Raw genomic sequence first — 19635 nt, 5'->3', positions numbered from 1 at the left:
TTTGGGGTATCAATTATCTTGCAAGTCAAACGGTTCAGGATCTATCTTGCGCTGCTTGAGAAACCGGCGCAAGTCAATTTTGATCAGCGAAAACAGCTTGGCCACGATGAACGCGTCATCCAGCCAGCCGAAAAACAGAAAAAAGTCGGGAATCAAATCAAACGGCAGCAGCACATAGAGCAGTATGGCGACGATGGCGATAATGGTTCCCCACGGCGTTTTCGCCTTGCCGCGCAGAAACTCGCCTATCATGCTCCGCCACAGCGAAAAACGGCGAATCAAATACTGCCAGCCGAGTTTCGTCTTCGGCAATATCGCAAACCACGCGAAGAGCGCCCCCGCCCATGAACGGCTTTTCGGTCGTGCCACTACGCCTGCGGCTTGTCGTCGTCCAGAGGTTTGCCTTCCGAACTCAAGCCGTAGTCGGCGAGATTCAGGTTGCGATGCGCCGCGTAGCGCTTGAGGTCAATGCGTATCAGCGATATGCACAAGGCGATGACCAGCGCGTCATCGGCAAATCCAAGCGCGGGTATGAAATCAGGCACCACGTCTATCGGCGAAATCAAATACAACAGCGTCGCCGTAATCGAGGCCACGGTCGCCCACGGAATATCAAACTCCTTCTTCACGCTGTCGCGCAGCATCTCCCACAAAAGCTTCGCCTGCTTGCCGAGTTTGACAACGTAACCCTTGCCGGAATTCAAAAGCTTTTGAATTCCCGACTCGGCTTTGTCCACGGCCTTTTCAACGTCTTCCTTGGTGACCGTGTTCTTCTTCTCTTCAAACCACTTGCCGGTCTTGTCGGCGACTTTCTCGAAGGCCGCGTGTGTTTCGTTGGTCACGCTGCCCCAAAGCTTCGTGACGGAAGACTTCGCTTCTTCGAAATTTTCTTTGAGATCGGATTTCTTTTCAGTGTCGCTCATGTTGTTCATCCTTTACCGTTGATTGTCATTCCCGAACACACAAAGCGCCCGCGTCAGCGCAAAAACGTGCGCAACACGCACTTACTTGCCCATCAACGCGAGCAGATCAACGCATCTCATCGAGTAGCCCCACTCGTTGTCGTACCAGCCGAAAATTTTCACCATCCTGTCGCCCATAACCATCGTGGACTTGGCGTCGAAGATACACGAATGCGGATTGCCGATGATGTCCACCGATACGAGTTCCTCTTCAGTGTATTGAAGCACGCCCTTCATCGGGCCTTCCGCAGCGGCTTTGAATGCCGCGTTCACGCTTTCAATCGTGACGGGCTTCGACGTCACCGCGACCAAGTCGGTAATCGAACCGGTCGGAGTCGGAACGCGCAGCGAAGTGCCGTCAATTTTGCCCTTCAGCTCCTTGATAATTTTGCCCACCGTCTTGGCGGCGCCGGTCGTCGTCGGAATGATGCTGACTGCCGCAGAGCGCGCGCGGCGTAAATCGCTGTGAGGTGCGTCGAGAATGTTCTGATCGTTCGTGTAACTGTGTATCGTCGTCATAAAGGCATTCTCGATACCAAAGCTGTCGAGCAGCACTTTCGCCATCGGCGCGACGCAGTTTGTCGTGCAGCTCGCGTTGGACACGAGTTTGTGCTCCGGTTTCAGCGTGTGCTCGTTGATGCCCAGGACAATCGTCGCGTCTATTTCGTCCTTCGACGGAACGGTCAGCAGAACCTTCTTCGCTCCCGCGTCAATATGCTGCTGAATGCCTGCGCGGTCACGGAATGACTTGGCTCCGGTGGATTCCACCACGATGTCGGTCTTGTTGTCCGCCCAGTTCAATTTCTTCGGGTCCTTCTCCGCAGTCACTTCGATGTGATTCTTGCCGACTTGCAGACCCGTTGCCGTTACCTCGACCTTCTCGCCGAACTTGCCCTGCGTCGAATCATATTTCAACAGATGCGCCAGCGTCTTGGCATCCGTCAAGTCGTTGATGGCGACCACTTCAAAGCGCGGGTCGTTGTAAATCCCGCGAAACACTAAACGGCCGATACGGCCGAATCCGTTAATTGCTATGCGAATAGGCATGATAGGGTTCCAAAATAGGAAATAGGAAATAAGTAAATAGAAATGTCGGAATTGTTTGCGCAGGCGATAGCGCAACGTGGGTCACTTCTTGAAGTGGCTACCCAAAGAATATCTCCGCAATCTCGTACATGCGGTCGTCCACGAAACGCGTTTTGCCCTTCATCTCGGAGAGCGGAACAGGGTTGATGTGCCCGTCTCGCAGCGCCATGAAGTGCCCCCACAAACCGGTCGAGGCGGCCTCGACGGCATGCACTCCCATTTGCGTGGCCAGCAATCTGTCCTCCGCCACCGGAGTACCGCTGCGCTGCACATGACCAAGCGCCGTCACGCGTGTGGAAATGCCGGTGCGTTTCTCGATTTCGCGCGCAAACACATAACCCACTCCTCCATAAACCGGACGGCCAAAGTCATCCGTCTGCCCCGCCGTAATTATCCCTTCCCCTTCGGCAACGGCGCCTTCCGCCACCACCACAATGGAGAAGCGCTTGACTTCGTGACGCGTGACCAGTTGACGGCAGACCTTGTCCCAATTGAAGGGGCGCTCGGGTATCAGAATCAAGTCCGCGCCGCCCGCAATACCCGCCGTCACCGCAATCCAGCCCGAATTACGACCCATCGTTTCGATAATCATGATGCGGTGGTGGGACTCCGCCGTGGCGTGCAAACTGTCTATCGCGTTCGTTACCGTTTGAACTGCGGTATAGAACCCGAAAGTTGCATCGGTTCCCGCAATATCATTGTCAATCGTCTTGGGAATGCCGATGATTTTCGCGCCGTGCTTCGAGAGCTCGTAGCCTGCCGAAAGGCTGCCGTCGCCGCCGATGACAATGATACCGTCAAGGCGATGCAGCGAGATATTCTCCAAGCAATGCGCCAAAGTGTCGGGGTCGTGGACAGGATTGAAACGCGAAGTGCCAAGGATGGTTCCGCCCCGGGCGAGGATACCCGCAACGGATTTCGGAGGCAGGGGGATGATGTCGCCGTCGTGGAGGCCTTTCCAGCCATTTCGGATACCGACGGTTTCATAACCGAAGCGATTATTGGCGGTGCGGACGACCGCCCGGATGGCAGCATTGAGACCGGGACAGTCTCCGCCGCTGGTAAGTAAGCCTAATTTCATATATAATAACAGTTCAGGATAGCATTGAATGTAGAATTTACGGCTCTTTCGGGGGATAGTCAAGGCGACAGTTTTTCCCCCGGCAGAACGGAAAACGACGACCTCCCGGGTCGTCGCCAATCAATAATTATATTTGTTTCCTTAAATCGGACCTTGCCGCGGAGGCAAGTCAGGTTTGCGGCCAATCGGGAATTTCACCGTAAAGGTCGTCCCATGCCCCTCTTCAGACTCCACGTCAATCGAAGCTCCATAGCGAGCCAGTATCGAGCGTGATGAACTCAATCCCAATCCCGTCCCCGTCGGTGCTCCCTCTTCCGCCTCGTGCTGCTTGGGTTTGGTCGTGAAAAACGGCTCGAAGATGCGCGACTTAATCTCTGGGCTGATTCCGCAGCCCGTATCCGCCACCTGCAGCACCAGGTAGCGCTCCTGCACGTAAGCCTTGACGGTCAACTGTCTCTTCGGCGCGTTATACATCGCGTCAATGGCATTGCGAACAAGATTGCCCACCACCTGCGACAAGTCGAGATAAAGTCCGTAAATCGTCGGCAAATCGTCGGCGATCAGCAGATTCCGCGTAATCTGATGTTTGAAAAACAGATTGCCCTCAAGAAAACGCAGCTCCGTGTCTATCACTTCCCGGATGTCAAGCTCCCGCGGCTCCACTTCCTGCTCGTTGCGCGACTTGTGCAGCAGGTTGGCTATCAAATCGCGCATCACCGTCGCCTGCTTGCGCATCTGCTCGATTTCCGCCGTCGCAGTACCGCGGATTTTCATGACGTCACAAAGTCCCAATATTCCTGTCAACGGACCGTTGAGATTGTGCGCGATGCCGGCCACCAGCATTCCGAATTCGGCCAGCTTCGATTCGCGAATCAGCTCCAGTTCCAGATAGTGATTCTGCTTCTCCATCATCGCCTGCTCGGTGATATCCTTGCACATCAGCATCACCTGACTTGGCTTGCCCGTCTCAAACAAAAAACTTCTGGTCACAAGGAACATCCGGCCGTCATTCGAATCAAGCTTCAGAGTCTTGCCGCCGTAGGCCGAAGTCAACCCCTGCAAGTCGGTGTGATCCTCCTTGGAAAACTCCTTCAGCCAGCGATGACAGATGACGGGCAGCTCATAGCTCTCGAAATATGTCTCCATCGTCGGATTGACATACACGATATCCCCGCCGACATTCAGCAGCACCAATCCGTCCCGCATCGCTCGAATAAACATGTGCAGGCGGTCTCGCTCCACCCGCAAATAGCGCTCTGAAAGCGCGCGCTCACCGACATCACGACCCACCAAAAGAGCAAACTCGCCGCCTCCGGAGTCGGAGCGGCGAGCCGTGAATTCTATCAGGCGCGGAGTCTGTCCGGGAGTGGCCGGAGTTACCTCCACCACATGCACTCCGCCTGCGCCCGCATCCTCGTAAAGCGTGCGCACAATCTTTCTCTCGCTCTCGGGAAACAGCTGCAGTATCGGCACGTCGAGCAGCTCCTCGCGGCTGCGTCCCGACCACTCGCAAAACTTCTTGCTCACCTCGACAATCTCGCCCCGCTCCGTGTGAACCACTATCAGAGCGTCCGGCCCTTCCAGCAAAAGGTCCAGCAGTTCCGGCGGCTGGTCGGCAACTGAGATTTCCTCTTTGGCCTTCCCGTTCTTCCCCAAAAATCCGTAAATTAGACCGGCCAGTCCCCGTGCTCGCTTCGCACTGTCCGAGGCAGCCGCAGCCGCTGGTACGGAGTTCTCCTCTGCAGGCTCCATATATGTCTCGGACGGCTTGACGCCGATCGTCTTGGGGTCAGGGGTCATTCAATGGTCCAAAATGGCAGACTTTGCCGACAGAAACGGGGCTTTTGCCCCACCCTTTTCGGCCAGCAAATCTGAAGTCGTGAAAACAATAAGTTACGTGTCCGGTGTGCGAGACCCTACATCGCAATTGCTATAAGGGCAAGAGTAGTGCCAGTTGCTGTTTATCTACATCTACCATTCTGCCGCAGACTTTGTCCCTTTTGTGACTTCTTCAAGAAAGTCCCACGGCAGGGAGATTTGGCCAAAATCTCAAAACTCCTGCTATCAGAATTATCGGCTACTTTAGTGCGCGAAAGAAGTTTCGCCTCTGGACCCTTAATCTCTGTTTATTTTGGAGGCGGAACGCCGTCGCTGCATCCGCCCGAACAAATTGAGAGGCTGCTGAACGCTGTTTCGCAAGTGGGAGATGTTCATTCGGTGGAAGTCACCCTCGAAGCCAATCCCGGTACTCTCTCCTTCGATGCGCTTTCGCAACTGCGGCAGGCAGGAATTAACCGGCTGTCTTTGGGCTGTCAGTCGTTTTCGGACCGAAAACTCCATTTGCTCTATCGTGACCACACGGCGAATGAGACCCGTGAGACGGTCAAAAATGCCCGCATGGCAGGATTCACGAATATTTCCATGGACCTTATCTTCGGATTGCCCGGCGAGTCGGAGGATGAATGGCGAAACGATATCGATATGCTGCTCGCTTGCAAGCCCGACCATGTCTCGCTCTACAATCTCGAATATCATGAGAAAACCCCCTATGGCCGCTGGCTGACGCAAGGTGTTCTGGAACCGCTGGCCGAGGATTTTGAAGCCGAACTCTATTTGCTTACGCACGACACGCTCGAGCGCGAGGGCTATGAACACTATGAAGTGTCCAACTTCGCGCGCGACGGTTTTCGTTCTGTTCACAATCAGGTCTATTGGGAGGGCAAACCCTATCTGGGCATCGGACCGTCAGCCCATTCCTTCGACGGTGTGGCGCGGCGATTTGCCAACGTGGCGGATTTGCACGACTACGAGCGGCGCGTGACCGCAGGCGAATCGCCTGTCGAGAGGGAGTGGCTGAACAGCGAACGCGAGCAGTGGGAGGAGTGGATTTCAGTGCGGCTCAGACGGAAGGAAGGAATTGACTGGGCTGACTGCCACGACACCTGGGGAGGAATGCGCGCACGTGGCTTATGGGCGGCTGCGACCGCCTTGCCGGTCCATTTGCGTGAGGTGACCGAAAGCGTGTTCCGGCTTTCGCCGGAAGGCTGGTTTGTGGAAAACGAGGTGCTGGTAAATCTATACGAGAAGGTATGAGGTGTGGAATCTGTCTGTTCTGATTTCAGGACTTCAGGCTATTGGAGAAATTTTTGCTCCTGATGCGTAATAGAGTTAGGAACGCCTGGTTTAACTAAAGGGAATTTGTTATGCAAGTTCATGTCAATACTGACCGTAATATTGAGGGTCGCGAAGGCCTGATCAGATATGTGCAAAGCAAGGTGGAGGGCGACTTACGCCACTTTACGCAGCAGATTACGAGGGTGGAGGTGCATCTCGGGGAAGAGAACAGCCGCAAAAACGGAAACAGCGACAAACGCTGCGTGATGGAAGCGCGGCTGGAAGGGCTCAAACCGGTGGCCGTGTCGCATAACGCCGAATCCCTGCACCTTGCCATTGACGGCGCGGGTGAAAAGCTGGTCAGAGTGATTGACAGTACGCTGGGAAAGATTCGGGACAAAAAGGTGCCGGCCAAGTAAGCGCGAGGTATCCGCCCCTCGGGCGGCAACAGAAACAGTGAAAAGTAAAGCGGGAAGTCGTCCTATTTCAACAGGACGACTTTCTTTGTTTCGGCGGGTTGTAGAGGCCGTTGCCAATGAACCGGCGCTTCACAATAAGTTCAAAACAATCCCAATTGCCCGGGCTCAGCCGCCTCTTCTTTCTTCATCGCGCGTATGTTCATGCCGAGTTTCCGGCACGTAAGCTCGAATAAGGATTCAATCATGTTCCACTTCTCGCCTTCACCGACCATGCGGTCTCCGAAATTTGAGTTGTAAAGTTTGCCGCCCCGCATGGACTTGATGTTGTTCACCACACGCTCGTACCGAAGCGGAAACTTCTCCTGCAGTTTCGGAATGAACACGTCCTTCACTTCCGCCGGAAGCCTTAACATGATTTTGAACGCACGCCGCGCCCCCGCTTCGTAGGCACGCTCAAGTATCTCGACGATCTGATCATCGTTCAAGCCCGGAATAATCGGTGCCACTCCGACTGTCGTCGGAATGCCCGCCTCCGAGAGTATTTTCAGCGCGCGGAACCGCGTGGACGGCCGCGCCGTCGCGGGTTCAAGCTTCGCGGACATACTGTCATCGGCAAACGCAATTGAAATGCCCGCGCCCGTGCGCGGCGCGACGCTGTGAAGTCTCGCGATTAGCTCCACATCCCGCACGATTAACGCGCCCTTCGTGATGATTCCGACCGGATTCCTGAAATCAACACAGGCTTCGAGACATTGTTTCGTTATCTCATACTGCGATTCAAGCGGCTGATAACAATCCGTAATGCCCGAGAATGTTATCAGCTCCTGCTTCCATGTGCGCTTGCACAACGTTGCCCGCAGCACCTTCGCCGCGTTAATCTTCACCACTATCTTGCGCTCAAAATCCGTGCCCGCTCCCCAATCGAGATATTGATGAAACGGACGGGCATAACAATAGGCGCACGAGTGCATGCAGCCGCGATACGGATTCACGCTCCATTCCACGCCCAAATCAGGACTGGTGATCCGCGTGACAATACTCTTCACCTGCTCAATGTATATTTCGAGCTTGGCCGGAGGAGGTGCGTCTATCCATTCCAGCCACTGCGAGTGATAGGGATTCGGCGGATTGTTGATGCGCCGGATATTCTGAGCTTCGACCGGATTCATTAGCTGTTACCTGTTGAACTAATGTGCAAAAGATATGGATAAATCACCCCAAATGCAAGACCTCCCACTCAACTTTCCGGTTGAATCGGTGTCCAAGAGAGTGTATATTAACCAATTATCCCTTTGGAAGCTCTCCAAAGCTAAACAACTAACTTTTCTGGAGTTAAAATGAGAACTCTGTGGATTCTTGCGCTGGCAATGCTGAGTGTAACCTTTGTGGCCTGCTCGGGCAAGAAGAAGGTCTCGAGGATCGATGTCGAGGAAACTTTGGATTTGTCCGGCGAATGGAACGATACCGACAGCCGCCTTGTGGCCGATGAAATGATTAACGATGCCCTCGAACAGCGCTGGCTGGCCAATTTCCTGCGCGACAAGGGCAACAACCCCGCCGTTATTGTCGGTGCCATTCGCAACCTTTCCGATGAGCATATCGCCACCGGTACCTTCGTCGGCGATATCGAGCGCGCCTTTGTCAATTCCGGCAATGTCCGCGTCGTGGCAAGCTCCGATGAGCGCGGCGGCGTGCGCGAAGAGCGCGAAGACCAGCAGGCCAATGCATCCATTGAAACGATGAAGGAATTCGGTCTCGAACTTGGCGCCGACTTCATGCTCATGGGCGAGATCAACAAGATCGTCGATCAGGAAGGCAAGGAAAAGGTCGCGTTCTATCAGGTTGATCTGTCGCTGACCGACATTCAGTCGAACGAGAAGGTGTGGCTCGGTCAGAAGAAGATTAAAAAGTATATCGCGCGCAAGAACTACAAGCCGTAAGCTCCATGTCAAAGCACATCATGCGGGGCACCCTTGTCGGGTGCCACCGTGTTTTTATGGTCGTCCTGCTCGCGCTGCTGCTCTTCGGCTGCGCGGGCAAGCGCACCCTGCTGATGGAACAGGTGCGCACCGATCTGCGGCAGCTCTCCACCGAGCGTGCGCTGGCTGCCTACGAAAAAGCCGTCAAAAAAAATACCCAGCGGGTTGACGAGCTGCTCAATCTCGGTTTGCTTGCCCTTGAAGCCGGACAGCACGACAAAGCCTTGAAAGCTTTCAAAGACGCCGACCGATTGGCCGAAGAGCGGTTGACCCGCAGCATTTCTCGCGAACTCTCCTCCCTCACCACCTCCGACCGCGTGCGCGCCTATCAGGGCACCGTCTATGACCGCGCCATGCTCCACTACTATCAAGCGCTGGCCTATCTGATGAAAGGCCAACCCGAAGCCGCCACCGTGGAAGGACGCAGAATCGCAAGCTATCTCGAAGTCAACGCCCGCGAGTCGAAACACACCTACAAGGACGACCCCTTTCTCCAATGGTTTGCGGGTGTCATGTATGAAGCCTACGGCCAGCACAATGACGCCTGGATTGCCTACAAGAATGCCGCCAGGCTTTATCCGTTCTACGGCATGGACGAGCCCGGCTATCTCTGCCGCGCCGAATATGCCGCGTTGAAGCGAGTCGGAGCAAGCGAATTCGAGGCCGCGCTGCTCGAAGAGTGTCCCGGTGTGGACAAAGAGCACAATCCCGATTGGGGACGGGTGGTTATCCTCTGCGAAGCGGGAATTGCACCGCAAATTCGTGAAGACAATGTCATGTTTCCCATCATGAAATATGACCGGCGCACGTGGGACAATGACGACGAGCGTGAGCGCTACGCCTACGACGTCTATGGCCGGCGGCATGATTTCTATTACGAAGAGAGCGAACTCGATTACTTCGTCCGCGTGGCACTGCCCTACTATCCCGATGACTACTCCGGGACGTCCGTGTATGAAGTCGCCGTGCGCGGTCAGGGAATTGACAAACTCGCGGAACTTGCCGTGCCGGTCGGGAGTATTCTCAAGCAAGACCTGTCCGACCGTCAGCCCGCAATTGCCGCCCGCGCAATCACCCGTGCCATCATCAAATACGCCGCCTCCAAGGCTGCTGAAGAAGCCGGAAATAAGGAAGACAAGACTCTCGGTAGGATTCTCGGCATGGGAGTCAATCTGCTGGGCGCCGCCACCGAAGCCGCAGACACCCGCTCATGGGAAACTCTCCCCGACAAAATCTATGTCGCCGATTTTCAATTGCCGCCCGGCGAGCATAAGCTAAGCCTTGAATTCAAGTATCAAGACGGAACAATGACTCAAGACTTTGATGTCGCCGTTGGCGCAGGCGAGTTGAAGGTGCTGAGAGCCAGGTGCTGGAGATAATCCGCGCGAAACGTGGGCAACTTGGCGCTGACGCGAAATCAACTTGACAGTTAGTCCACCTTCATGCGGCAGAACGCATTCCGCCCCTGCACTCCGAAATGACAACCCATTCCATTGACACCAAGGACCTCGGCTGCGGAGATTTGATTATGGCTTTGATGAAGGCTATGCAGCAGGTTCCCGCCGGAGAAATTCTCGATTTGCGCGCCGAGGACTCCGGCGCACGCGAAGATATTCCCAGTTGGTGCAACATGACCGGACATAAACTTCTCGCCGCACAAACCGGCGAAGACGGACATCACTACATCATCCAAAAAAAGGAGAGCTAATGGCAAAATTCATGGTGAGCTGCACTCACGCCAAGGACAACACCGACAAGGCCACCGTCGCGTTCGTTGTCGCAAATGCATCCGTGGCCTCGGGGCAGGACACCGTCGTGTTCCTCTCGATTGAAGGAGTCAGACTGTCCCAGCCCGGGTACGCGGACGATATTCACGAAGAGGGATTTGCGCCGCTGAAGGAATTGATGACCAACTACATCGCTGCGGGCGGACAAATCTGGGTCTGCAGCCCGTGCTTCAAAAAGCGCGCTCTCAACGAAAACACTCTCACCGGCAATACGACCATTGTCGGCGGAGCCAAAGTCGTCGAGTTCCTTACGACCGGCGGCACAAGTATTAGCTACTGAGAAACCCCCGTTAGCCCGGAGGGCTTCACCAAAGCCGCATGAACGGAATCTTCTTGAAGTGCGGCTTTATAATAGATTCTATTTTTCAAGTTTATTTTTTGTATGAGCACCGAAGACCTGACACAACTCGAACAGCCCATTGCCACGCCGCACGTCTGCGACGGGGGAAATCTCGATTGCGGCTCCGGTTTGCTGCTGGTGATTCGCAAGGCGATGGACGTTGTTCCGCAGGGGGATGTGCTGGAAATTCGTTCCACTGAGTTTTCGGTCTGCAATGATTTGCCCGCATGGTGCCGCATGACGGAAAATCCCTACTTGGGCTGGAAGGAAGGCGAAACCACCAACAGTTTTTTTGTGCGGCGCGGCGGCAAGATTGAAGACGTGCAGGCTGAGCTTGAAAAGGCTCGCAACTACAGATTTCAAACGCGCATCCGCTGGAAAGGCGATTCCACCGCCACGGTTTACGCGCGCAACCACAGTTTTTCTCTCGGACAGCCGGCAAGCTTTGATGTGCAGGACGTTGCACCAAGCGCGCTGGAATATCTGCTCGGTTCACTCGGCGGATGTCTCGTCATGGGACTGCAAATTCACGCCTCACGCAAAGGCGTGAAGATTGAACAAATCGAACTCGCGCTCAACGCCAAGCCCGATAACCTGCTCGTGTTCTTGGGACTCGAAGAAGACGGTCATGCGGGACTCGCCGAAATCTCCGGTACAGCCTATGTGGAAAGCGACGCGCCTCTGTCGCGCATTCGCGAGCTGTGGGAACACACGCTGCGCGTCTCGCCTGTGACCAACACCCTGCTGCGCGGCGCAAAACTCAATTTACAGGTGCACTCGCTTGACTGATTATTCCTTGCCGAGTTTGCCGACCACCGTTGTCGGAAGTCTGCCGCGACCGGAGGCGATGCGCGAAGCGCTCAAGAATCGGCGCAAAGGCAGAATTTCCGATTCGGTGTTTCTGAAAGTCGCCGATGACTCCGTAAAGGCCGCCGTGGCTCTGCAGGAGCGCGCCGGTATTGACGTGATTTCCGACGGCGAGATGCGGCGCGAGAATTTCTATTCCTTTATCGCCGAATGCGTGGACGGCATCAAGCTGCTCTCGCTCGCGGATTTGCTCGACTACGTGGAAGACAAGGCCGCCTTCGAAAGACTCCTGCAATCGCTTGACGTGCCCGCGTTTGCCATTCACAATCCGGTTGTCGAAGGCAAGATAAACGTAAAGAAACCGCTCGCGCTGGAGGAATTCAATTATGTGCGCGGGTTGACCGATAAACCTGTTAAAGTTGCGCTGCCGGGACCGTACCTGTTGACCCGCTCGATGTGGGTGAAGAGCTTGTCGCACGACACCTATCCGACCAAAGAGAGTTTGGGTGCCGATGTTGTCACCATGCTGCGCGACGAGCTGATTTCCTTGCGCGATGCGGGCTGTTTCTTCGTGCAGTTTGATGAACCGGTGTTGTCGGAAGTCGCCTTTGCCGGTCCACACGCGACGCATACGTTTATGTGCGCGGCGCTCTCTGAAAAAGCATCGCCGGAGCAGGAGCTGGAGTTCGCCGTCCAACTCATCAATCAGGTTGTGCAGGGCGTGAACGGCATCAAAACCGGCCTGCATGTCTGCCGCGGAAATTGGAGCCGCAATGACGATGTGCTCCTCGCCGGCGCCTATGACCCGCTGATTCCCTATTTTGCGAAAATGAAAGTGAATCAGCTCGTTCTCGAATTCGCTACCGACCGCGCCGGTCCCGTCGAGAGTCTCTTGAAACTTCCGGACGAAAAAGAGATTGGCCTTGGGGTCATGAATCCGCGCACGAGTGAACTTGAGAGTCCGGCGTTCGTAAAAGCGAAAGTGTCTCCATTGCTTTCGAAGCGCGCACCCAATTCCATCTTTTTGAATCCCGATTGCGGGTTCGGCACCTTCTCAGACCGTCCCGTCAACGATTGGGAAACCGCAGAGAAGAAACTCGCCGCGCTGAGTCAGGCGGCGAAAAGTTTGCGATAGTTCAGCACTTTACCTCCGTTAATCCCCCGCTGAACCGGGGGCAATATCTATCATCATGAAATTCTCCACACTGTGCCTGCATGCGGGAGTGACTCCCGACCCCACGAACGGCGCCATCATGACGCCCATTTATCAGACGTCAACCTATGTGCAGCCGGAACTCGGCAAGCATCTCGGCTACGAGTATTCGCGCACCGATAATCCCACCCGCGCCGCGCTGCAGGAATCCATCGCCGCCCTCGAAGGAGGAAAATACGGTCTGTGCTTTTCCAGCGGCATGGGCGCCATTGATTGCGTGATTGCCACGCTTTCCTCCGGTGACCATGTGCTCTCCGGTGACGATGTGTACGGCGGCACCTTTCGTATCTTCAAGTATGTGCGCGAAAGACAGGGCATCGCTTCCGATTTCATTGACATGACCAATCTCGAGTTGGTCGAAAAGAGCATCACGCCCAAGACCAGGTGGATTTGGCTTGAGACTCCCACCAATCCTCTCTTGAAGCTTGTGGACATCGCGGCCATTGTCAAAATCGCGCACGCCAAGGGCGTCAAAGTCGCCGTGGACAATACCTTTGCAACGCCATACTTCCAGCGGCCGCTTGCGCTCGGTGCCGACCTCGTCATGCACAGCGTCACCAAATATCTCAACGGCCACAGCGATGTCGTGATGGGCTCCATTGTCACCAGCGATGAAGAGCTCTACACCAAACTCAAATATATCCAAAACGCCTGCGGTGCGGTGCCCGGCCCGATGGATTGCTTCCTCACTCTGCGCGGTATCAAAACTCTCGCCGTGCGCATGGAGCGTCATCAAGCCAATGCTGCAATTCTCGCCAAAGACCTCGAAACAAATCCTCATGTCAACTGGGTGCGTTTCCCGGGTTTGAAATCACATCCGCAGCAGGAACTCGCCATGCGCCAAATGAGCGGATTCGCGGGCATGATTAGTCTTGAGCTCAAGGGCGGCTTGGAAGCCGCGCGCAAATTCGTCAGCGGTCTGCATCTCTTCGCTCTTGCCGAATCCCTCGGAGGTGTCGAGTCCCTCTGTGACCATCCCGCTATCATGACCCATGCCACCATTCCGAGAGACCTGCGGGAAAAGTTGGGCGTCACCGATGGGCTCATCCGGTTGTCCGTTGGGCTCGAAGATGTCGATGACCTGCGACAGGACTTGCAGAACGGCTTCGCAAAGCTGTAACTCCGCTTCAAGAATTCTTAGAGCGCGCGGTTTGTAGGACATTCCGCGCGTTTTTTTCTCGTCTGGTCTGGGCTTTGCTCTGAGTTCAGTCGCAGAAATCAGTGTCGAATCGTTTCTGGCTGACTATTAATCACAATGGTGTACAAATGCACCGACGCGATTCACACATTCGTTGAAAGCAGGAGCACCGGGTCAGAAATTCATGAACGCCGAAGTTGCATTGATAGGATTCCCGCGGCTGCAAGAGCAGATCGCCGCTCGCGTGCTCGGCTTAATTGACTTGCGCGTCGAAAAGGTAACCTATGACCAGGCGGCCGCGAAACTCGAAAACTTCAGACTCGCTCTCTATTTCTGGCCTGACGGCGTCGAAACGGCAGTTCAACGAATTCGCTCTCTGCGCGCACAAACAAATACTCCCGTGCTGATTGTCGCAACTCGCGCCGGACAGTATGCTGCGCAAAAGTCTATGGGTGAGGATGTGGAGGACATCCTCACCATGCCGCTGCAGGCTGAAGATGTCGCCAGAAAACTCGCCAGATTCGCCGGCAGCGTCACCCCCAAAGATGCAGTGTCTCTCGATGCCGGATTCATTAATCCCTTTGTCTCAGGCACCGTGGACACGATGTTAAATCTCGCCGGAATGCATTGCCAACGAACTGGTCTGAGGCTCGCCGACAACGAGCAAATCGACGGCGGATACTCCGGCACTATCGAACTCTCCGGAAACACCGACGGCTTCGTTTCCGTCGTTTTCTCAAAGGACCTTGCCTACACCGTGTCCGGAAAAGTCCACAAATCCGACAGCGCAAGCTTGTCAGAAGATCAGATCTGCTCGGGGCTGAGTGAGTTCATGAATCTCGTCGCTGGTGCGGCCAAAGCCGAGCTCAATGACTCCCGGCAATCCTTCTCAATGTCTACGCCGCAAGTCACCTGCGGATGTGTCAACACAACCGTCCTCTCCAACGGGACTCCCTTGTTCGTCATTGAATTCGCCGCCGACGGTGAACCCTTCACCATGCTCGTCTGTCTTCGCGATAAGTCCGCGTAACCGCTTCTCACTGGATGTTTCGCAAACGGCCGGCCTTACCACCCGGCCGTTTTCGTGCTTGCAGTTTCTCCATGATTTTGCTACCTTTGAGGATGAATCTTTCGAGCTTTGCGAGGTGCCATGGCTGACCGACCGCAGCGCGGCGGCGGAACGCTCATTCATCTCCTCGGCAGCCTGACCGAAGGGATACTCAATCTCCTCTTCTCGATCATTCTCGTCCGGCTGATCTCCCAATCCGATTTCGGTACGTGGCGACAATTCTTGTCGCTGGCCGCCATCGGCTGGAATATCGCCATCTTCGGCCTCCCCTCAAGTCTATATTTCTTCTACAGCACCGCCAAGCCTAACGAGGCCGGCACCATCGCCAGACGAACCCTCTGGATGGCGCTCATCCTCGGTGCATTGGGCAGCGTGCTGTTCTTCTTCGGACTCGACTTCGCTGCCGGCAAATTCGATAACCCGCAGCTGTGGGACGAGGCGCTGCTCTTCAGTTCCTACTTCCTGCTCGGCTTTCCGCTCTTTATCATCACGCCGATGCTGGTCGCAGCCGACCAACGCGCCGTTCTGGCGATGCTGCGCATCAGTATGAATTCGCTCAAACTGGCCGCGCTCGCCGCGCTCGTCTGGCTGAATTCCGATTTGCGCACGATGCTGATTGCCCTGAATGTCGTCGCGCTGATTCAGTTCGCCGCGCATCTCTACTTCTATCTGCGCGCCGCCGGGCCCGCGCTGCTCCCGTGGCGCCACCGTCTCGATGAACAGCTCAAATTCTCCGGCCATATGATGCTCCAGGGTGCCGCCGGTCAACTATCACTCGAAACCGACAAGCTGCTCGTCTCCGCCAGTCGCACACCCGCGGAATTTGCATCCTACTCCGTCGGCGCGCGCGAACTGCCGCTCGTTCTGCTCATTCCATACAGCATCACCGACTCCATCGTGCCCAATCTGAGCCGGTTCGCGCAGGAGAAGGCTTTCCCGGGTTTCTATCAGCTGCTCCATCGCTGGATTAAGCGTGTCGCCCTGCTGATGTATCCCGTCTTCGCCCTTGTGCTCTTTCAGCATCGGGAAATCGTCACGATTCTCTATACCGCCGACTACATTGACGGCGCGCTCCCGCTGCTCGTCATCGGCTGTCTGATTCCCATTCGCGTCGCGTCCAACTACCAGTTGCTCATCTCCCTCGGCGGTTCGCGTGACGTGATGCTCGCTTCCTTTGCCAATCTCGCACTCGTCGCAGGACTCGGATACACATTCCTGCAAATGTTCGGACCCTGGGGAGCCGCACTCGGTCTCGCCGTCGCGGAATACTCCGTCAACTGCGCCGTGCTGCTGCGCGTGGCAAAACGGACGGAGACTCCGCTGAGCGGCGTGTATCCGTGGCTCTATCTGTTCAAACTTCTGCTCATCGCCGTGGGCAGCGGCGCCGCCGCGCTGCCTGTCCTGCATGTTCTCGGCAATCTCTCGCTCTTCTGGCAGCTTGTCTGCTATGGACTGACAATGATGACTCTGTTCTGCGCCGCTGTGCTTATGCTGCGAATGGTGGACTCGGATGACCTTGCCCTGCTGCGCGCCAAACTGCGGCGGTAGGTGCCCCCGTGCGTCGTTAATCCTTTCTTCCTCAACTGAGATGTCCCGTGGAGACTACTTCCTTCGACCGACTGCATTCCACCCGCCGCAATCGCAAAATGCGCAACTATTTCGCCGTTGCCGCCGGGCTCTCCGGTATTGTGGCTGCCGTGCTCGTCCTTGACCCCATGGTCTCAAACGAGCCCCTCAATGCCGTCCCTTTGCTCATTTTCAGCTTCGCGTGCTTCCTGTCCGCGGGGCTTACCGTTTACTTCCACATGAGGTTCATTTCCCGTGACTAATTTGCGCGTCGGTGTTGTCGGGGCGGGATACTTAGGCACCATTCATTGCAGACTCCTTGCACAGAACCATGACGTTCTCTGGACAGGAGTGTTTGATACCGATTCCGCCAAAGCTCAATCCGTGGCCGAGCAGTTCGGCGGACTCGCCGCGTCTTCGCTCACACATCTGATTGAGCACAGCGATGCCCTGCTCGTCGTCTCCGCGACCTCCTCGCATTACACCGTGGCCAGGCAGGCGCTGCATGCGAACAGGCACGTCTTCCTCGAAAAACCCATCACCACCACCGTGGCCGAAGGCGAGGAACTGGTCGCCCTCGCCAAACAAAAAAATCTCGTCATGCAAGTCGGGCACGTCGAGCGCTTCAGCCGCGCCTTCAGAGCCCTCGGCACCGAGTATCCCCATCCGAAATTCATCGAAGCTCATCGTCTCGCCCAGTTCAAACCGCGCGGCACCGATGTCGCCGTCGTTCTCGATTTGATGATTCACGACCTCGACTTGATTCTGAAGCTGATGGGTGAATTCCCCTCACAGATTGAGGCCTCCGGTGTGGCCGTCATCAGCGAAGCGGCCGATATCGCCAATGCGCGGCTCACCTTCCCCTCCGGAGGAGTGGCCAACGTCACCGCCTCGCGCATCAGTGCCAACCCCATGCGCAAACTCCGCATGTTCTCCGAAGACAGTTACATCTCGCTCGACTTTGCCAAGGGAGAGGTACAGCAGTTCCGGCTTGCGCATGCCGATGAGGCCAGTCAGCCCGGCACGATGCTCCTCGGGGAAATCGAAAAGGGCGCTGTGAAACGCAAAATACTCGTCGCCGCCCCCACTGCACCCGAAGGCAATGCGATTGATATGGAACAAAAGTCCTTCTTCGAGGCCATTTGTGCGCATTCCCAACCGCCGGTCACGGGGCAGGATGGTTTGAACGCGCTCAAAGTCGCCGTCCAAATCCTCGAAAAAATGGGAACCACCGAAACCGCCACCGGAAGGGAATAGACCGCCTTTCCAATACCGTTTCCCCGCTCCCCCGGGGGAATATTGGGGACTAACTCTTTCGGCCTGAGACTGTATTCACTTCTCCACGCAGCTTCCTTATATGAACACACTCTACTACGGCGATAACCGCGATATTCTTCCGCGCTACATCAAAGACGAATCGGTGGACTTGATCTATCTTGATCCGCCCTTCAAGAGCAATCAGGATTACAACGTGCTCTTCGCCGAGCAGTCGGGCGAGAAGAGCGCGGCGCAGATTATGGCCTTTGAGGATACGTGGCATTGGGATATGCGCGCGCAGGCGTGGTTCGAAAAAATCGTCGAACGCAACGACAAGGTCTCCGATCTCTTAATTGCCTTTCGCCGTTTCTTGGGTGACAACGATATGATGGCCTATCTGGCCAACATGGCTCCCTGCCTTGTAGAGTTGCGCCGCGTGCTGAAACCCACAGGCTCAATCTATCTGCATTGCGACCCGACCGCGAGTCATTATTTGAAATTGTTGATGGATGCGGTATTCGGGGCGGTGAATTTTAGGAATGAGATTACGTGGAAGAGAACGAGCGCACACAATGACCCGAAACGATTTGGAAATAACGCTGACATAGTTCTTTACTATGCGAAGTCGGATAAATTCACATGGAATCCTATCTATGTCCCGCACAGTAAGGAATACGAAGCACGATTTAGAAACGTTGATCCTGATGGAAGACGCTGGATGGACGACAATCTAAGCGCGAAAGGACTGTCAGGCGGAGGATACGAATATGAGTACAAAGGAGTAACCTCTCTTTGGCGATGCCCTTTGGTGACAATGAAGAAGTTGGACAAAGAAAACCGATTGCATTTCACTAATCGAGGTGGGATCAGACTGAAGCGATACCTTGACGAGAATAAGGGGGCAGTGTTACAAAGTATTTGGGATGATATTCCTCCAATCAATTCTCAAGCCGCCGAGCGTCTCGGCTATCCCACCCAAAAACCCGAAGCACTCTTGGAGCGCATCATCAAAGCGAGTTCTAACGAGGGTGACGTTGTGCTCGATCCGTTTTGCGGATGCGGAACGGCGGTGGCTGTCGCGCAAAAACTCAATCGTAAGTGGGTTGGTATTGACATCACCCATCTGGCCATCACACTGATTAAGAAAAGACTCCGTGATTCATTCGGCGATGAGATTGAAAAGCAATACAAAGTCATCGGCGAGCCCGTGGATTTGAAAGGCGCGATTGAGTTAGCAGAACAGGATAAATATCAATTTCAATGGTGGGCGTTGGGTCTGGTCGGTGCGCGGCCTGAAGAACAGAAGAAGGGAGCGGACAGAGGGATTGACGGACGGCGCACGTTCTTTGAAGGCAAAGACCGCCATCCTGAGCAGATATTGATTTCAGTCAAAGGCGGCAAGACCAGCTCTCCGCATGTGCGCGATTTGGTCGGCACAATGAAGCGCGAGAAGGCGGCATTAGGGCTGTTGATTACGCTGAATGAACCGACGCGCGACATGATTAAAGAAGCCGCAAGCGCGGGATTTTACACGAGCGAATACAGCGGCACCAAACATGCAAAGCTGCAAATTCTGACGATTGAGCGATTGCTGGAAGGTCACAAGCCTGATTTGCCGCCGCTCGCGACTGCCGGATGGAGCGATGCTACATTCAAGAAAGCTCCGAAAGCCAAGTCGAAGCACAAGGGGAATTCGGAATTGGAGTTGGAGTAGTGGACCCCCTTGCCCAGCTCCTCCTCCTCGACTTATTGCAGTAGTCGGCTTCTTTCCCGTTCAATTCCTAACAGTGGAAACCGAAGCATCTCTCTTAAATGAC

20 protein-coding genes are annotated in these 19635 nt (G+C 55.2%); 14 read left to right on the top strand and 6 right to left on the bottom strand.

Translation table 11 applies throughout. The annotated features are described in order from the left end of the window. Positions 1-9 precede the first annotated feature (9 nt). From HUU59_12610 to HUU59_12590, 5 genes are all read right to left on the bottom strand, one after another. A complete protein-coding gene (locus tag HUU59_12610) occupies positions 10-369 on the bottom strand; it encodes a DUF1232 domain-containing protein (protein ID NUO20279.1) in 360 nt (119 codons plus the stop codon). After that, positions 369-923, bottom strand: coding sequence for a DUF1232 domain-containing protein (locus HUU59_12605; GenBank protein NUO20278.1), 555 nt, complete (start codon positions 921-923; stop codon positions 369-371). Before HUU59_12605 ends, HUU59_12610 begins: the two co-directional genes overlap by 1 nt. 81 nt (positions 924-1004) lie before the next feature. After that, positions 1005-2009 carry a type I glyceraldehyde-3-phosphate dehydrogenase gene (gap, locus tag HUU59_12600; protein NUO20277.1) on the bottom strand — a complete coding sequence of 335 codons (1005 nt, stop codon included), beginning with the start codon at positions 2007-2009 and terminating at the stop codon, positions 1005-1007. Between the two features lie 97 nt (positions 2010-2106). Continuing rightward, positions 2107-3129 carry a 6-phosphofructokinase gene (locus tag HUU59_12595; protein ID NUO20276.1) on the bottom strand — a complete coding sequence of 341 codons (1023 nt, stop codon included), beginning with the start codon at positions 3127-3129 and terminating at the stop codon, positions 2107-2109. A gap of 141 nt (positions 3130-3270) precedes the next feature. Beyond that, positions 3271-4929 carry a PAS domain-containing sensor histidine kinase gene (locus tag HUU59_12590; protein NUO20275.1) on the bottom strand — a complete coding sequence of 553 codons (1659 nt, stop codon included), beginning with the start codon at positions 4927-4929 and terminating at the stop codon, positions 3271-3273. Positions 4930-5076: 147 nt separating this feature from the next. Here HUU59_12590 and hemW point away from each other — a divergent pair, with 147 nt between their 5' ends. Both hemW and HUU59_12580 read left to right on the top strand, forming a co-directional pair. Next, on the top strand, positions 5077-6222 hold the full coding sequence (gene hemW, locus HUU59_12585) for a radical SAM family heme chaperone HemW (protein NUO20274.1): 1146 nt from the start codon (positions 5077-5079) through the stop codon (positions 6220-6222). A 110-nt stretch (positions 6223-6332) separates the two neighbouring features. Beyond that, the gene (locus HUU59_12580; GenBank protein ID NUO20273.1) at positions 6333-6662 is read left to right on the top strand and encodes an HPF/RaiA family ribosome-associated protein; all 330 of its coding nucleotides are present in this window, start codon (positions 6333-6335) and stop codon (positions 6660-6662) included. 140 nt (positions 6663-6802) lie between these two features. On the opposite strand, the gene HUU59_12575 is transcribed toward HUU59_12580, so the two are convergent. Further along, positions 6803-7831 (bottom strand): PA0069 family radical SAM protein, encoded by a 1029-nt coding sequence (locus HUU59_12575; protein NUO20272.1) that lies wholly within the window; start codon positions 7829-7831, stop codon positions 6803-6805. A gap of 168 nt (positions 7832-7999) precedes the next feature. Here HUU59_12575 and HUU59_12570 point away from each other — a divergent pair, with 168 nt between their 5' ends. The 12 genes from HUU59_12570 to HUU59_12515 all read left to right on the top strand — a co-directional run bounded on the left by HUU59_12570 (position 8000) and on the right by HUU59_12515 (position 19532). Beyond that, positions 8000-8602 (top strand): penicillin-binding protein activator LpoB, encoded by a 603-nt coding sequence (locus HUU59_12570; GenBank protein NUO20271.1) that lies wholly within the window; start codon positions 8000-8002, stop codon positions 8600-8602. Between the two features lie 5 nt (positions 8603-8607). Further along, a complete protein-coding gene (locus HUU59_12565) occupies positions 8608-10020 on the top strand; it encodes a hypothetical protein (protein ID NUO20270.1) in 1413 nt (470 codons plus the stop codon). A gap of 98 nt (positions 10021-10118) precedes the next feature. Next, positions 10119-10349, top strand: coding sequence for a sulfurtransferase TusA family protein (locus HUU59_12560; GenBank protein ID NUO20269.1), 231 nt, complete (start codon positions 10119-10121; stop codon positions 10347-10349). Further along, complete coding sequence (locus HUU59_12555; GenBank protein ID NUO20268.1) at positions 10349-10708, top strand: DsrE family protein; 360 nt, start codon at positions 10349-10351, stop codon at positions 10706-10708. The genes HUU59_12560 and HUU59_12555 overlap by 1 nt, the downstream gene beginning before the upstream one ends. A 102-nt stretch (positions 10709-10810) precedes the next feature. After that, entirely contained in the window at positions 10811-11557 is a 747-nt protein-coding gene (locus HUU59_12550; GenBank protein ID NUO20267.1) for an OsmC family protein, read from the top strand. Between the two features lie 7 nt (positions 11558-11564). Continuing rightward, a complete protein-coding gene (locus tag HUU59_12545; GenBank protein ID NUO20266.1) occupies positions 11565-12710 on the top strand; it encodes a cobalamin-independent methionine synthase II family protein in 1146 nt (381 codons plus the stop codon). Between the two features lie 55 nt (positions 12711-12765). Next, positions 12766-13908, top strand: coding sequence for a PLP-dependent transferase (locus HUU59_12540; protein ID NUO20265.1), 1143 nt, complete (start codon positions 12766-12768; stop codon positions 13906-13908). A gap of 202 nt (positions 13909-14110) precedes the next feature. Continuing rightward, positions 14111-14956, top strand: coding sequence for a chemotaxis protein CheX (locus tag HUU59_12535; protein ID NUO20264.1), 846 nt, complete (start codon positions 14111-14113; stop codon positions 14954-14956). Between the two features lie 120 nt (positions 14957-15076). Continuing rightward, positions 15077-16543, top strand: coding sequence for an oligosaccharide flippase family protein (locus HUU59_12530; protein ID NUO20263.1), 1467 nt, complete (start codon positions 15077-15079; stop codon positions 16541-16543). 47 nt (positions 16544-16590) lie between these two features. Beyond that, positions 16591-16824: a hypothetical protein gene (locus tag HUU59_12525; protein ID NUO20262.1), complete on the top strand. Its 234-nt coding sequence runs from the start codon at positions 16591-16593 to the stop codon at positions 16822-16824. After that, on the top strand, positions 16817-17818 hold the full coding sequence (locus tag HUU59_12520; protein NUO20261.1) for a Gfo/Idh/MocA family oxidoreductase: 1002 nt from the start codon (positions 16817-16819) through the stop codon (positions 17816-17818). The genes HUU59_12525 and HUU59_12520 overlap by 8 nt, the downstream gene beginning before the upstream one ends. A gap of 100 nt (positions 17819-17918) precedes the next feature. Beyond that, positions 17919-19532 (top strand): restriction endonuclease, encoded by a 1614-nt coding sequence (locus HUU59_12515; protein ID NUO20260.1) that lies wholly within the window; start codon positions 17919-17921, stop codon positions 19530-19532. The last annotated feature ends 103 nt before the right edge of the window (positions 19533-19635 follow it).

The organism is bacterium, assembly GCA_013360195.1.
Taxonomy (GTDB): domain Bacteria; phylum Electryoneota; class RPQS01; order RPQS01; family RPQS01; genus JABWCQ01.
This window is presented reverse-complemented; position numbering and strand designations above follow the sequence as displayed.